At 59.0% G+C, this 15,350-nt stretch carries 13 protein-coding genes and 1 tRNA gene; 5 read left to right on the forward strand and 9 right to left on the reverse strand.

From position 1 onward, the window contains the following. Window positions 1-496: 496 nt before the first annotated feature. From EPK99_RS09290 to gmd, 6 genes are all read right to left on the reverse strand, one after another. Entirely contained in the window at window positions 497-1,069 is a 573-nt protein-coding gene (locus tag EPK99_RS09290; protein WP_128442749.1) for an LbetaH domain-containing protein, read from the reverse strand. Beyond that, the gene (locus EPK99_RS09295) at window positions 1,066-2,232 is read right to left on the reverse strand and encodes a glycosyltransferase (protein WP_128442750.1); all 1,167 of its coding nucleotides are present in this window, start codon (window positions 2,230-2,232) and stop codon (window positions 1,066-1,068) included. The genes EPK99_RS09290 and EPK99_RS09295 overlap by 4 nt, the downstream gene beginning before the upstream one ends. Before the next feature lie 40 nt (window positions 2,233-2,272). Continuing rightward, window positions 2,273-3,508 (reverse strand): O-antigen ligase family protein, encoded by a 1,236-nt coding sequence (locus EPK99_RS09300; RefSeq protein ID WP_128442751.1) that lies wholly within the window; start codon window positions 3,506-3,508, stop codon window positions 2,273-2,275. A 211-nt stretch (window positions 3,509-3,719) separates the two neighbouring features. Next, on the reverse strand, window positions 3,720-4,949 hold the full coding sequence (locus tag EPK99_RS09305; protein WP_245582380.1) for a WcaI family glycosyltransferase: 1,230 nt from the start codon (window positions 4,947-4,949) through the stop codon (window positions 3,720-3,722). Window positions 4,950-5,017: 68 nt separating this feature from the next. Further along, a complete protein-coding gene (gene fcl, locus EPK99_RS09310) occupies window positions 5,018-5,980 on the reverse strand; it encodes a GDP-L-fucose synthase (RefSeq protein WP_128442753.1) in 963 nt (320 codons plus the stop codon). 1 nt (window position 5,981) lies between these two features. After that, entirely contained in the window at window positions 5,982-7,124 is a 1,143-nt protein-coding gene (gene gmd / locus EPK99_RS09315; RefSeq protein WP_128442754.1) for a GDP-mannose 4,6-dehydratase, read from the reverse strand. Between the two features lie 592 nt (window positions 7,125-7,716). On the opposite strand from gmd, the gene EPK99_RS09320 reads away from it, so the two are divergent. From EPK99_RS09320 to EPK99_RS09330, 3 genes are all read left to right on the forward strand, one after another. Continuing rightward, the gene (locus tag EPK99_RS09320) at window positions 7,717-8,448 is read left to right on the forward strand and encodes a sugar transferase (protein WP_425374192.1); all 732 of its coding nucleotides are present in this window, start codon (window positions 7,717-7,719) and stop codon (window positions 8,446-8,448) included. Window positions 8,449-8,665: 217 nt separating this feature from the next. Next, complete coding sequence (locus EPK99_RS09325; RefSeq protein ID WP_128442755.1) at window positions 8,666-10,105, forward strand: phosphomannomutase; 1,440 nt, start codon at window positions 8,666-8,668, stop codon at window positions 10,103-10,105. 35 nt (window positions 10,106-10,140) lie between these two features. Next, on the forward strand, window positions 10,141-11,568 hold the full coding sequence (locus EPK99_RS09330) for a mannose-1-phosphate guanylyltransferase/mannose-6-phosphate isomerase (RefSeq protein WP_128442756.1): 1,428 nt from the start codon (window positions 10,141-10,143) through the stop codon (window positions 11,566-11,568). Between the two features lie 169 nt (window positions 11,569-11,737). On the opposite strand, the gene EPK99_RS09335 is transcribed toward EPK99_RS09330, so the two are convergent. Both EPK99_RS09335 and EPK99_RS09340 read right to left on the reverse strand, forming a co-directional pair. Next, window positions 11,738-11,974: a hypothetical protein gene (locus EPK99_RS09335; protein ID WP_128442757.1), complete on the reverse strand. Its 237-nt coding sequence runs from the start codon at window positions 11,972-11,974 to the stop codon at window positions 11,738-11,740. A gap of 136 nt (window positions 11,975-12,110) precedes the next feature. After that, window positions 12,111-12,186: transfer RNA gene (locus tag EPK99_RS09340), tRNA-Thr, on the reverse strand. Between the two features lie 315 nt (window positions 12,187-12,501). Here EPK99_RS09340 and EPK99_RS09345 point away from each other — a divergent pair. Next, entirely contained in the window at window positions 12,502-13,275 is a 774-nt protein-coding gene (locus tag EPK99_RS09345) for an NAD kinase (RefSeq protein WP_128442758.1), read from the forward strand. A 24-nt stretch (window positions 13,276-13,299) separates the two neighbouring features. Here EPK99_RS09345 and EPK99_RS09350 read toward each other — a convergent pair whose 3' ends face one another. Next, window positions 13,300-13,956, reverse strand: a complete 657-nt coding sequence (locus tag EPK99_RS09350) for a TetR/AcrR family transcriptional regulator (RefSeq protein WP_128442759.1) — start codon at window positions 13,954-13,956, stop codon at window positions 13,300-13,302. Between the two features lie 161 nt (window positions 13,957-14,117). Between EPK99_RS09350 and EPK99_RS09355 the strand changes: the two genes are divergently transcribed. Beyond that, window positions 14,118-15,317 carry a multidrug effflux MFS transporter gene (locus EPK99_RS09355; RefSeq protein ID WP_128442760.1) on the forward strand — a complete coding sequence of 400 codons (1,200 nt, stop codon included), beginning with the start codon at window positions 14,118-14,120 and terminating at the stop codon, window positions 15,315-15,317. Window positions 15,318-15,350 lie beyond the last annotated feature (33 nt).

The following is a 15,350-nucleotide window of genomic DNA, read 5'->3' on the forward strand; positions in this document are numbered from 1 at the left end:
ACCTTCCTGCCGGCGCTTACTATCCCAAAGCAGCCGGGCTTCCGCCAAGCCCGGCTGCTTTCCCTTGCGTGATATGCCCCATAACGAGAGTGAGAACGGCGAATTACCCGTACGGATAACGAGTAGAGTGACCAAGCCAGCGAACAACAAGCTTGCCGGTAGCGCTCCAAACCAGAATGGAGTTGGAGCAATCTCGATCTCGGCCAGCTTCAGGATTTTGAAGTAAACGTCTTGCGCAAGGTAGATCTGTAGGGTGAACCGGCCGATGCGCGCAAGATGCCGCGTAATTCCTTTATTCTCAATCGCCGAATATGTGAGCCGTATGACCCAAAGCGCTAACAGGCCCAGAGGAACCAATAGTTGCCGAGGAAGCCTACTATCCACATTCGGGCGAGGATTTGGACCGTACCCTGGCTCGATCATCATTTCGGTCAATCGCATTCTTACTGTCGGCTGCGGCACCGCCGGAAGCCTTGACCCTAAAGCGCAAGAATCGTCACGCACCGGCTCCGTCAAGCTTGCGTTTCCGCAGGAGTTTGGCAGGGTTTCCGGCATAAATCGTATAGGGTTCGAGGTTTTTGACCGTGACACTGCGGGCGCCGAGGACCGCGCCCTCCCCGACGGTCACGCCGGGGCCGACAAAGGCTTGAGCCGCCACCCAGGCATTGCACCCGATGAGGATAGGCTTGGTAATAAGCTGGAAATGGGGGTCATCGACGTCATGGCTGCCGCCGCAAAGATAGGTGCCCTGTGACACCACTGCGTAAGGCCCAAGTTCGATACGGTCCATGCAGTAGCAATTGACGTCAGGCCCTAGGCAAGCATGTTCCCGCATGGCGAGATTGGGCGGATACCAGACCTTCACCGTCGGATAGACCCTGGCCGTGGGATGCAGGTCCGCACCGAAGCTGCACAGCAGAAAACGGCGCCAGCCATGGAAGGGCACCGGCGTCCACCGCCCCAGCAAAGTCCAAGTAAGGCTCCAGGCCAACCGCAGAAGCCGGTGAGACAACGGAAAACTCGGTCCGCCTTCGCGTGATCGGGCCTGTTTGGCGTCAAGCGGTGTCATGCCGCCTTCTTTCCAGCGGCAAGCTGCAGGGCGTCGGCAAGATCACGTGCCGCAACATCCGCACGAAAATGCCGTTCAAAGCCAAGTCTGGCTGCGTACCTCATCTCGTCTCGCCTTTCCCCGGCCAAATCAAACCAGGCCATAAGCAGATCGGTGATGCCGGTGAGTGTGTCGGGACGAACAAGACCGCCGCCGCTGGCTTCGACCTGCCGCCAGATATTGACCTTGTCCGTGATGAGCACGGGCGTGCCGCAAGCCATGGCTTCGGCAACCACGATGCCGAAATTCTCCTGGTGGGACGGCAGCACGAACGCTTCCGCTGCACGAAAAGCGCCCCATTTAGCGGGACCGGAAAGCATGCCCGGCCAGTGGATGCGGGCCGTCAGGCCTGCCTTCTCGGCACGTTCCATCAGGAGCGCTTTCAAGCCGACCTGATCCGGCCCGGCGATGACAAGATCGACATCGGGGTATTTGCCGGCAACGGACGCAAACGCCTCCAACAACAGGTCGCACCCCTTTTTGGAGTGAATGCGGCTTAGAAACAGCAGGAAGCGTTTGCCGGAAACTTCCGGCAGGCGAGCATGGAATGCCGCTATCTCCCCTTGCGCATCTGCTGATGGCCCGCTGGAACCATAGGCCACGACTCGCTCGGCATAATCATATCCCCAGAATATGCCGCGCGCTTGCCGCCGCTCTTCCTCGGAGGTGAACAGCACCGCCTGCGCATCACGTAAAACTTTGCCCTGCCAAGCCAGCCAGAAAGCCTGCTTGGCCCAGTGCTTGAGAGGAGCAGTCTGTTTGAACCAAGGGTCCATCATGCCGTGTGTGAAGACGACATAAGGTAGCTTGGCGCGACGCAGGCCTTGCCACCCCCCGATGGAAGCGTGGTTCCAAAGCCCATGCACTGCCGCCGCATCGAAACGATGGCCATTGGCAAGGATCCAGCGGCTCAAGGCAGGCGTATAGCCATACTTTCTGGCAACGGGTCCACAGGCATGCACCGGAAAAGGAAAACTGGAGACATAGGCAGCCTGAGGATCGTCAAGACATACCACCTCGGTCTCATGGCCCATTTCCGCCAAGGCCATCGAACTTAGCCGCAAGCCCTCGACAGGCCCGCCCGCCCGAGGATCGACATCGGAAATGATGCGCAGGATTCTCACGATCTTGATCTCCTGCCTAAAAGCGATGAGCCGCAACATGTCAGTTCCAAGGCTTGGTCTCCGTTATCGGCCGGTAGACGACCTGCTCATGCTGCGCGGAAGGCTGCGCGCCGACCTTAAGCTGATCAGGGGCGCGTGAAGGCAAACTCGCCCGGCAGCTGTTGTAGATCATAAACGACAACGCGATTAACACGAACTTGTCCGGCGTTAGAATGGCGCCGTTCTGCATGGCGAGAAGCAGCATGAACAACCTGCTGTTGAAGTCAGGCAGAACGCACATCCAGACACCTATGGCAATCAAACCGAGCCAGCCGTAGTTCAGGATCAGGTTCAGCAAAGCATTGTGGACGAGATCTTCCGAATAGACCCCGACAGCAGGAACATAGCCTAGTTCCATGAACGCATTTAGCGGAATGCCCGTCGGGTTCCTGGTCAATATGTCCGGAATCATCGCGATCGGCTGCACCACGCGCGCCATGGAGGATACGTCCTCACCGGAGCGCAGCCGGTCAAGACGTGATGTCACCGTGTTCTCCGTCATCAACAACCCGGCGCAGACCACCACGATGCCAGCCAGAACGAAAAGCTTCGTCGTAAAGCTGCTGACGAGCTTCCAAAGGTTGGAAAACAGCATGAGCAGGCAGAAGACAAGGCCTGAAAACGATCTGGAAACGATGACGACGATGAGGGCAAGCACTGTGTTATGATTGACCGAGCTCTTCTTGAGCAGGATCGGGCCAAAGGCGAACATCAGGCAGAGGCACACACCTCCCAGATAGGACGGCTCGCCGTAAGGTCCGTTCGGTCGGATATCCGAATAGTAAAGGTCCAGTTCACCCGCAATCGTATTGGAGTTCTGGCTGAACAGCGCGCGCGGGATACCGAAGTAGACGCCACGGCTCAAGAAGAACGTCTGCAGCAGCGTGAGACCGAGGAGCCCCAGCAACAAGAGCTTCGTGTAGCGGGCGGCGTTGGTCACGCTGCCCTCAAGGCCAGGCAACCGCCAGCCGACGCACCCGGTTACCAGAAAGAAGAAGATGCCTTCGCGAGCCGCGCGAAGAACATCGCTGCTGGAGCCGGGATATCCCCACGTAAACAGGATCATCAAGGCCACTATGGCCAGGCGCGCCAAAAGGAAGCGCTGGAACAGCACAAGCAGGTGCGCCCGCTGAAACCAAAACAGGATGAGCCCACCCACCACGCCGACAGAAGCGTAATAGGATACTCCCAGCTGGATGAAGGGAAGCACACCCAGGATCATCAGGGGAATAAACATCAACGCCCTCCCGGCGGGATCGTCATCCTGGTCGCTGCCTTGTTCTGCCTCTGCCGCACGATACTTGAGCCGTCCACTTACGCTCTCAAAATGCACCAAAGAGTGAAGATGGTTTCCTGCTCTTCGCTTTTTCGCTCAGCGCACGGGCGTAAGACCGGACGCCTTGACCGATCCACCCACCATGGTTGCGAAGACGCGACATGATCGGCGCTCAATCCGTGGAGGGCGCGGGCGCGACCGCAAGGCTGATCATCCGCAGGCACTCGTCTTTGCCAAGGGTTCCCGCGATCTCGAGCCGAGCGTCCTTTCGACCCGCAGGGCCTATTGTCACGGCTTGGATAGCATCCGCCAGCGCCCCCGCATTGCCAGGCTCGCAATAGCATACCGCATCGCCCAACACATGCGCGAGCTCGGTGTCTGGGTCCGCTGTGACCAGGATCGGCTGGCCGCTCGCCAGCATGCCACCGAGTTTTGACGGCAGTACCAGGTCTGCCGCATCCCTTTCCTGGGGAAGCACATGCAGATCGGGCATATTGAGGAATTCGTTGAGCCGCGAATAGGGCTGAAAGGGCAGGAAACGAATATTGGGCAAGTGGCCGTAGCGCGACTGAAGATCTGCCTTTGCCGGCCCCTCGCCTGCGACGACGAAATGGATATGGGAGGCCGGGCGCAATTGCTCCGCTGCTTGCAGCAATATGTTCAGGCCCTGTTTCGCGCCAATATTGCCGGAATACAGAACGACGAAATCCCGCTCGCCAAAGCCAAGCTCCGCGCGGTAGGGGCTGATCTCGCGCATGGGGAAGATATGCGACAGATCCACCCAGTTTCGCACCACCGAAACCCGTTCGGCAGCAAGTCCCTTTTCCACCAACTTGTCCGCCATGCGGTTGGAAATGGTGACAACGCGGTCGAAGCCGTGAAGGGTCATGCGTTCGAAGGCATAGCCGAGCTTCTTCAGCCAGGTCTTGGATCCTAGATGCCCGACTGCGAAAGCCGCATCGACCTCCAGGTCCTGGACATGAAGAACCACCTGGGACCCTACGAGCTTTGCCGCCAACTGGGCGATGGGCGCCGCGAACAAGGTGGGTTCGATGCAGAAGACAGTCGCTGGCCGCGTGCGCAGGATCTGCCAGAAAATGACAGGTGCGGAAGTCGCCGCAAAGGACAGAGGGGCGATCAGCCTCCATATGCCTTTCATGTTCCGGCGCAGTATCAGCGGCACCCGGAGCACCCGCATGCCATCCTGCATGGAGGTGGAATAACGGTTGCCATAGCCCGACTGCACCCGCCAGCCCGGATAATGAGGCGGCGTGGTGACGACGGTGACGTCCGCACCCTCCGCTATCAGATGTTCGGCGATTTCCCCGGTGTATTTCCCGACGCCTGCAATCTCCGGCGCGAAATTCATGCAGTAGACGATGACGCGCTGCCTGGTTGCCAAAGCGGCTTCCCCTGAAGCTGCGGGCGGGACTGCATCTTCAACTGCGATTGACGGCAAAGCTGCAACCATCAGGCCGCATCCCCCTGCCGGCGCTCCAGATATTCGCCGTTGAGGAAAGCCTGGTAGGCAGTCGCGATACCCTCCTCGAGCGCGATCGTCGGCGCCCAGCCGAGACCGCGGAGCTTGGCGGCACTCATCAGCTTGCGCGGCGTACCGTCCGGTTTGGACAGGTCGTGCACGATCCTGCCCTGGAAGCCGACCACCCGGCAGACGAGCTTCGTCAGTTCGAGGATGGTGACGTCCTCGCCGGAGCCGACATTGACATGGCTGTCGTCCGAATAGGTCTTCATCAGGTGAACGCAGGCATCGGCGCAGTCGTCCACATGCAGGAATTCCCGCCGCGGCGTGCCCGTGCCCCAGATCGTGATCTCCGCCTGGTGATTGACCTTTGCCTCATGCGCCTTGCGGATCAGCGCCGGCATGACATGGCTCGATTTCAGGTCGAAATTGTCGCCAGGGCCATAGAGATTGGTCGGCATGGCGGAGATAAAGTCACGACCATGCTGCCGGCGATAGGCCTGGCAGAGCTTGATGCCGGCAATCTTGGCAATCGCATACCATTCATTGGTCGGCTCGAGCGGGCCGGTCAGCAACGCCTCTTCGACGATCGGCTGGTCGGCAAGCTTGGGATAGATGCAGGAAGAGCCGAGAAACATCAGCTTCTCCACGCCAACCTTATGGGCGGCATGGATGAGGTTGGCTTCCAGGATCAGGTTGTCGTAGAGGAAGTCGGCCGGATAGCTGTCATTGGCAAGAATGCCGCCCACCTTGGCGGCAGCCACAAAGACGGCGTCCGGGCGGTTCTTCTCCATCCAGGCCTCCACCTGGTCCTGCCGGGTAAGGTCCATCTGCGCCCGTGAGGCCGTCAGCACCTTGCAGCCTTCAGAGGCGAGCCTGCGCACAATTGCCGATCCCACCATGCCGCGATGACCGGCGACGTAGACCTTCTTGCCGGTAAGTTCGTAGGTCATCTTAGCCCTCCAGGCTGACAGGCAGGCTCAGGCCGTGCTCTTTCAGGAGTGAGTGGCGGCGGGCCGCCTTGTGATCCTCGGCCACCATTTCGGCACACATTTCGCGCGCAGTAATTTCCGGCACCCAGCCGAGCCTCTCCTTTGCCTTTTCGGAACTGCCCAGCAAGGTATCGACTTCGGCAGGTCGGAAGTAGCGCGGATCGATACGTAACACCACATCACCAACCTTCAGCGAAGGAGACATGTTCCCGTTGACGGCCGCGACCGTTGCGATCTCATTGACGCCTTCGCCGGAGAACTCCAGCGTGATGCCCAATTCAGCCGCCGTCCACTGAACGAACTCACGCACGGAATACTGCAGCCCGGTCGAAATCACGAAGTCCTCGGGCTTGTCCTGCTGCAGCATCATCCACTGCATGCGAACATAGTCCTTTGCGTGCCCCCAGTCGCGCAGACTATCGATATTACCCATATACAGGCAGGATTCGAGGCCCATTGCGATATTGGACAACCCGCGGGTAATCTTGCGGGTCACGAAGGTCTCGCCGCGGCGAGGAGACTCGTGGTTGAACAGGATACCGTTGCAGGCGTACATCCCATAAGCCTCACGGTAATTGACCGTGATCCAGTAGGCGTAAAGCTTGGCAACCGCGTAAGGCGACCGAGGATAGAAGGGTGTCGTTTCCCGCTGCGGAGTTTCCTGGACGAGGCCGTAAAGTTCCGAAGTGGAGGCCTGATAGAACCTCGTCTTCTTTTCCAGCCCGAGGAACCGGATCGACTCGAGCAGCCGCAGGGTGCCGATCGCATCCACGTCGGCAGTATATTCCGGCGCTTCGAAGCTGACAGCCACATGGGACTGCGCACCCAGGTTATAGACCTCATCGGGTTCTATATCGCGAACGAGGCGGGTCAAGTTGAGGGTGTCGGAAAGATCGCCGTAATGCAGCTTGAACCGAGCATCGGCCAGATGCGGATCTTCGTAGATGTGATCCACGCGCGATGTGTTGAACAAGGATGCACGCCGCTTGATGCCGTGAACCACATATCCTTTCGCCAGAAGAAATTCGGCAAGGTAGGAGCCATCTTGGCCGGTCACACCAGTGATAAGAGCAACTTTGCCGTTGCTCTTTACATTCGCACTCATCATGTCCCCCTAAGGAATAATCCGTATAAGCAACAGAGACGCATGGAGCGTCATCTTAACAATACTGACACCGAAAGTCCGGCGTCCCCGTTGATAGCTTTAAACTTTCTGCTGCACCGCGGCAAGCTCGGAGCAAGGTGTTAGTTAATCGCACAAATTATGTTCAGGCGGATGATTTTAGTGACAATGCAAGTTCATTAAAGTGACGCATATACAAACCTCATGTGAAACTTAGCTAATAATCACTCGAAGAAGGAAATGCTACTTTAAAAATGGTCACTGTTTCAATCAGCTTCCTATATGAATTCGAACGGGTGCAATCTTACCTCCGACATACATAAGCATTTTTGCTTATTCTCGAAAAGCTCTGGTCAATGCCGTTTAGCACGAGATTTCCTTCGTTTTTCGCAGGAATTTCATACTTTTCTCTTGTTGTCGCAGTGCAGCGACAACCTCGACTAGTGTAACCGCAAATCATCAGCAGCATCATGTTTAACCATCCCTTAATTTCGATGCTGACAAAGCGTTAAGCTTGGTTTATTACGTCGCAAAAGAGTGCATTACTAATCATTCTCAATATTTTGGTGGTTCATTGCGTACCCTTGAGCTCGACAACAGTAGTTCGTTCTCAGCTTTCGAGAATGCTACTAAACCAATTCCTCACGCTGGCTATTCGCGGCCGGACGTATCGCTTTCCGATGAAAGAAGGAGCGCTCCCGCATGGGAGCTCTTTCTTAAACGCGGAATGGATTTGAGTATTTCCCTGGTTGCACTCATAGTCCTTTTGCCTCTTCTCATCTCGATTGCCACGGCAATCAGGCTGGAGAGCTCCGGACCAATCTTGTTCCGGCAAATCCGGTGGGGCAAAGACGGTAGCCATATCAAGATTTTCAAGTTTCGGTCGATGTATACCGCCACCTGTGACCTTTCCGGCGTATCACAGACCGTTCGCAACGATCCAAGGGTGACGCGGATCGGCAAGATCATCCGCCGTCTCAATATTGACGAGCTTCCGCAGCTTCTGAATGTAGTAAAAGGGGATATGTCCCTGGTCGGTCCTCGCTGCCATGCTGTCGGGATGCTGGCCGCCGGCATTGCCTATGAAGAGCTCGTGCCGGAATATCATGAGCGGCATACGATGCGGCCGGGCATGACGGGGCTTGCTCAAATGCGCGGACTGCGTGGCCCAACCGACCGACCGTCCAAGGCGCGAGCCCGCATCGCCTGCGACCTTCACTACGTCAACAATTATTCGATTTGGCTAGACCTCCGCATCATCTTGGGGACGCTTTACACCGAGTTCCGGGGCGGCAAGGGCTTCTAGGGTCCTGACCCGATACCTTTGCCTAATATCGAAGTCGTTGCGACGAACCGCTGCTACGAATCCTACTGGGCTGTTAACCCTCCGCCTTGTCAAAGCTCCCCTTCCCGCCTCGATTGCGTTACACCTGTCATACGCATGACGCAGCCTTCGTGTCGAATCGCGCATCCCGCGGCGGGACGAGTTTAAATATCCTCTGCACCTAATCGACGGACATCGCATGAAATTCGGAACGAGCGGCCTTCGCGGTCTTGTTGTTGATCTTGAAGGACGGACCTCGTCGCTTTACGCGCAGGCCTTTGCGCGGCATTTGATAGCGATCGGGGCCGCGAAACCGGGTAGCCCAGTCCTGGTCGGGCGCGATTTCAGGCCTTCGAGCCCAGGCATTGCCGCAACCTGCATCGGCGCGCTGGAACGGGCCGGCCTGATGCCGATCGACTGCGGCGCGATCGCGACACCGGCTTTGGCACTTTACGGGCTGAAGCTGGGCGCAGCCTCGCTGATGGTGACGGGTTCCCATATCCCCGCCGACCGCAACGGTATAAAATTCTATCGTCCCGATGGCGAAATCGATAAGAGCGACGAAGCGGGCATTACCGCGATTGCCGCCGAACTGGGTGCCACGGCCATAGACGAAAGACCCGGCACGGCGCCGGATCAGTCTGCAGAAGCAGCAGCGCTATTCCTGGCGCGCAATACCAGCCTCTTGCCGGCCCAAGCACTTTCCGGTCTAACGATCGGCGTCTACCAGCATTCCACGGTTGCCCGCGACCTGTTCGTGGAAGTGCTCGAGCATTACGGTGCCCAGGTCCTTGCTCTTGGCCGCTCGGAGACTTTCATTCCGGTCGATACGGAAGCGGTCTCTTCCGAAACAGTGCGTCAGCTCAAGGCATGGGCCGCCGAACATAGGTTGGATGCGATCGTTTCTGCGGACGGCGACGGCGACCGGCCGCTGGTGTCAGACGAGACGGGTGAGCCCTTGCGTGGCGATCTGCTCGGGCTGGCGGCGGCTCAGTTCCTTGGCGCCGACGTGGTCGTCACACCTGTCACCTCTAATTCCGGCATCGAGGCGGCTGGCGGGTTCACCGTGGTGCGCACCCGGGTCGGATCGCCCTTCGTGATCGCCGGCATGAATACTGCGCTTGAAGAGACGGCGGGAGGCCCAGCAAGGGGCGTTGTAGGCTTCGAGGCCAATGGCGGCACGCTGACAGGGTCCGAATTTGCCGTTGCCGGTGGCCCTCTTGCGCCGCTTCCGACCCGCGACAGCTTTCTGCCGGCGCTGGCCGTTCTCCATCTGCGCAAGGAGCGGAATGCGCCGCTGTCTCAGATCGCCGCTGCTTTCCATCTTCCCTTCGCCGCTGCCGACCGGCTAGAGGATTTTCCCGTCGAGACGAGTGCGGCGCTGATGGCGCATCTGCGTGGTTCGGAGAGGGCGCTTGCCGACTTCCTGGCAGCGATAGGCACGATCGCGGCTCAGAGCGACATCGACGGCTTGCGGGTAACGCTTGCCGATGGCAGCATTCTGCATCTGCGCCCCTCAGGCAATGCCCCGGAAATGCGCTGCTATGTCGAGGCGGAAACACAAGAAGCGGCAGCCAGCCTCCTGAGGCAAGGCCTCGACCTCATTCGCCGCTGGGCGGCGGCACATCACAATCAATAACCGCGGGCACCAGGCGGCGACGGGAGACTTCGTTCATGAGCAATAAAATCATTCCGGTGATTATGGCAGGCGGCAAGGGCACGCGTCTCTGGCCGCTGTCCCGGGCGTCTGCGCCAAAGCAGTTCATCCAGTTCGTCGGCGACCGGACGCTCTTCCAGGCGACACTGTCGCGTGTGTCCGATCCGGAGCTTTACGAACCGGCGATCGTCATCACCAATGAAGACTTCCGCTTCCTGGCCGCCGAGCAGGCGCGTGAGCTTGGCGCCACGCTGGCTGCCATCCTTCTGGAGCCTGTCGCCCGCAACACGGCACCTGCCGTCGCAGCTGCGGCCGCCTTTGTGGCGAACCGTTTCGGCGAAACAGCCATCCTGCAGGTGCTCGCTTCCGATCACGAGATTGTCGCTGGCGAAGACTACACCAGCGCCATCCGGATCGCTCGAGAGACGGCTGCTGCCGGCAAGCTTGTAACCTTCGGCATCGCCCCGACCGAACCTGCCACCGGCTATGGTTATATCGAAGTGGGCACCGAGCTGAAGACGGGTGCCCACGCAGTCAAGCGCTTCGTGGAAAAGCCGGCCTTGGCCCAAGCGGAAGACATGCTTGCCTCTGGCGGCTTTGTCTGGAACTCCGGCATCTTCATGTTCCAGGCAGGACAGGTATTGGCGGAGCTGAAGAGCTTTGCACCCAAGGCGGCCGAGGCCGCCATTGCCGCCGTGAAGACCGCGCAAGGCGATCTCGACTTCATCCGCCTGGATGCGGATGCCTTCGCCGCAAGCCCGGACATCTCGGTTGATTATGCGCTGATGGAAAAGACCGCCAATGCGGCGGTCGTCCCCTCCTCCTTCACCTGGTCGGACATGGGCAGCTGGGACGCCGTCTGGAAGCTCGGCAAGCGCGATGAGGCTGGCAATGTCATCTCCGGCAATGCCACGATCATGGACACGAAGAACTCGCTGATCATGTCGCGCCACGGGCATCTGGCCGTTCAGGGACTGGAGGGTGTCGCCGTGGTGGCAAGCGAGGACGCCATCTATGTCGGCCGTCTCGACGACAGCCAGAATGTCGGCAAGCTCGTCAAGCATCTCGCTGGCGCCAAGGCAACCTCGGCACTGACTGAAACGCATCCGACTTCCTACCGTCCTTGGGGGGGCTACACCTCCATCCTCAACGGCGACCGTTTCCAGGTGAAACGCTTGTTCGTGACGCCGGGCAAGAAGCTGTCGCTGCAGAAGCACCATCACCGCGCCGAGCATTGGATCTGCGTCAAGGGAACAGCCGAAGTGACGATCGGAGACCAGATCAAGACTTTGCGCGAGAACGAATCCGTCTACATCCCCCAGGGCGAGGTCCATCGCCTCGCCAATCCCGGCAAGATCCTGCTGGAAATGATCGAGGTCCAGACAGGATCCTATCTCGGCGAAGACGACATAATCCGCATCGTCGACGAATTCGGCAGGCAGTAGAGTCCGTAGCGCCAAACCTTGAGGCGAGACAGCTTAGAGTTGAATTTTGGCTATACAGGCTGCCATTGGGGACTCCGCTTGGCCGATCACACCAAGGAAGCAAGATGAGACGGCGGACGGAGCGGCTAACGCTCTCCGTCCATTGCACGGCTGGCGAATTAGTATAGCCTCATTCGTTCGGCCTTCCCGGCCTTTCCGTGAGGCTATATTGCCAATTGCCGGTGTAACCGAAACCGGGTGCGGGCAGCTGGTCGCAGAACCAGAAGCCCGTCATGGGTGCAAGCTGTGGAACGCAATACCAAAAGGCTTCGCCCCCTTCTTCCATAGCCCACCAGCGGGCATGGCGCGGAGCAGCGGCCCAATCCACCGCGGGCGGTACGACCGCCGATCGTGTGATTGTAGACATGCCCCACCTCTAGGCGGGAGCCGCTGAACCACTTCTGAAACGCAAAGTCATATGCTGTTCATGTTGGGGAGGCTGGCTGTCGGATCGACGGCGCATGTACAGCTTGGGCGTCATGCCAAAAAAACTTCTAAAAGACTGGTGCCCCCGGCAGGGTTCGAACCCGCGACCCCCTGATTACAAATCAGGTGCTCTACCAACTGAGCTACAAGGGCACTGGCCGTGGGAGTTACCAGATTCTGGCGGGCTGTAAAGGGAAAACTGGTATGGTTCGACACGAGGTCGTTTCAGCTGAGCGACGCCATGTGACATGGCAAAGGCAGCACCGGCCGCGTGACAAGAGAGCCGCCCGGTGGGTACTGACGCCGGGTGGTGCAATCCAGTGGCGTCTCTCTCGCAAAGCGCTTGTGTCTCGTGCGGTATTTTCTATATCTGGCAGTAGCGGCCGGCTTTTATCGATCTTAACCCTCGCCCGGTCATCTGCATTCCTTGCACGCCTATCGGCGGCGGCTCCGTCATAAGGCTCGTTCATGTCGTCCAGCCCTCCGAAGCTATCCTTCATCGCCTCCAATACGCCGGACTCGCAGTCGGCGCTTGAAGAACTGGTCGGGCTTTACGGCAACGTACCCATGGAAGAGGCGGATATGGTCGTTGCGCTTGGCGGCGACGGCTTCATGCTGCAGACCCTCCACGAAACGATCCACAGCGGCCAACGGGTTTACGGCATGAACTGCGGATCGGTCGGCTTCCTGATGAACGATTATCGTTCGGACAATCTCCATGCCCGGGTGACGGCCGCTGTCGAGAACGAGTTTCATCCGCTTCGCATGACAACCGTCAATACCGACGGAACGGAATCGGTAGCGCTGGCGATCAACGAGGTCTATCTGTTTCGGCAATCCTACCAGGCGGCAAAGCTGCAGGTGGTGATAGACGGCAGGGTCAGGCTGGAAGAACTGATCTGCGATGGCCTCATGATCGCCACGCCCGCCGGCTCCACCGCTTACAACCTATCCGCCCATGGACCGATCCTGCCACTGGAAGCCCCGCTACTGGCCATGACGCCGGTATCCGCCTTCCGGCCACGCCGGTGGCGCGGTGCGCTTCTGCCCAACCAGGTCTGCGTCGATCTCACCATTCTGGAACCGGAAAAGCGGCCCGTGAATGCCGTCGCCGACAATACGGAGATCAAGTCTGTGCTGCAGGTGCGCGTCGCGCAGATGCCGGAGCTTCGCGCCCGCATCCTGTCCGATCCAGATCATTCCTGGTCGGACCGCATCCTGGCCGAACAGTTCAATAACTGAGCATTCCGGGGGCAGCCCGCAGTTTCAGGACCTGCGCCTGAAGGCCCGCAGGAATGTACTGGTTCCATCCGCGGCCATCCGGTCGATTTCCGAATCCGGCGTTAGGCGTCCGACCTGGAGATCGATGCGCAAGTCTGTCGCCAGCAGCGCCATATACTGGCGGGCCGCGAGTGCCGGATCGTCGATATCGAGATAGCCCGCATGGGCGAGCTGCGCCAGCCTCGCTGCAATCGCCGGGTACTTCCTGCCGGGCCCGTATTCCTTCCATGTCTGGAAAAGCTCCGGAAAGCGTGCGCCTTCGGTTTCCACCAGCTTTCTCAGCCAGCGGCCGTTCGGATCGCAAACGGCTTTGCGCAGGAGTTGCGCCGAGAACTCCGTAAGTTCCTTGTCCAGGTCTTCCGGAGCGACGGGAAAATTGTCCAGGACACGAAAGAAGCCGGAGGTGGACCGGTCGGTTATCTCCGCAACGACCACCTTGAAGAGGTTATCCTTGTCACCCAGCTGATTGTAGACCGTCTGCCGCGACACCCCCGCCCGGGAGGCGATGGCGTCGATACTTGCGCCGGCAAATCCCTCTTCGGCAAAAACATCCGCCGCCGCCGACAGAATTGCCTGCCGCTTGCTCTGGGCGGGAGAGCTGGCTTCAAGGTCCGGATTGGCAGCGGCAGACGAAGTTTTCATGACATGACCATAGCGGGGCTTGACGGATTGGACAATTGTGTCCAGAATATTTTACATTACAGTCTCATGAGATCATAGAGGCTGTAACAATGTCACTATCCCATAATCGTCCTACACCTCAATCTCTCTGCAGATGTGGTGACGGGAAAGGCTTTTCCAAAATGCAAAGCAAAGCTTCCTCGCATGCCCTGACGCTTGGGGTGCTCTCGGCGATTGGGCTGTTCGCGCTCGATATGTATCTGCCGGCATTGCCCACGATCAGCGCCGACCTCAAGGCCGACAGCCACGCCGTTCAGGCCAGTCTCATCTCGTTTTTCGCCGCCATGGCCGTCTCGCAGATTGTGTACGGTCCACTGTCCGACATGTTCGGGCGAAAACGGCCGCTCTACATCGGCCTCATGCTTTACGCAATCGGAGCGATCGGCTGCGCCCTCGCTCCGTCCATCGAATGGCTGATCGGCTTCAGGTTCCTTCAGGGCATGGGCGCTTGCGCGGGCGTCGTCATATCGCGGGCGATCGTCCGTGACCTTCACACCGGTCCGGCTGCCGCCCAACTGATGTCGCGGCTCATGCTGGTCTTCAGCATCTCACCCATCCTTGCTCCCCTTGCCGGCAGCATCGTCACCGTCTTCGGCGACTGGCGGCTGATCTTTTGGGTCATGGTCGCAGCCAGCCTCGTGGGCTTCGCCGTCACCTTCTACCGGCTGGAAGAAACCCGCCTGCCCGCCGCCCGCAGTGAAAGCAGTGTCCGAAGCGCATTCCGCGCCTATGGCAGCCTGCTGGCTGACCCCTATTACATCGGCCTGGTGCTGATCGCTTCCTTCGGCATGGCCAGCTACATGATCTATGTCGCGAACTCCGCTTTCGTTTTGATCGAGCATTACGGGTTGTCGCCATCATTCTACAGCGTCGTCTTCTCCATCAATGCCGTCGGCTTCATCGGCATGTCCCAGATGAACGGGTGGCTTGCCAGAAGGATTGGACTTCGCAAGGTCATCCGCAGCGCGGTGCTTGGATATTCCGCAATGATGGTCTCGCTGGCGGTGGTGACATCCTTCGGGATCGAACGCCTGGATGTGATGGCGGCCTTCCTGTTCGGCGGCTATGCCTTCCTCGGCATGATCATCCCGACGGCTGCAGTCCTGGCGCTTGAACAGCACGGTCGGATTGCAGGAACCGCCTCGGCAATGATGGGAACGATCCAGTTCGTCACTTCCGCGACCGTTATCGGCATAGGAGGGCTCTTCGTCGATGGCACCTCCCGCCCCATGGTGACGATCATCGCCGCCTGTTCGGTCGTCGTCTTCCTGCTATCCCTGGTCGTGCTGCGCAGCCGCGCGGCTGCCTCTGTTACACAGTAGAGATATTCTCGTACGAACGAAAACGGCCGGATC

This window comes from Neorhizobium lilium (assembly GCF_004053875.1).
GTDB classification, from domain to species: domain Bacteria; phylum Pseudomonadota; class Alphaproteobacteria; order Rhizobiales; family Rhizobiaceae; genus Neorhizobium; species Neorhizobium lilii.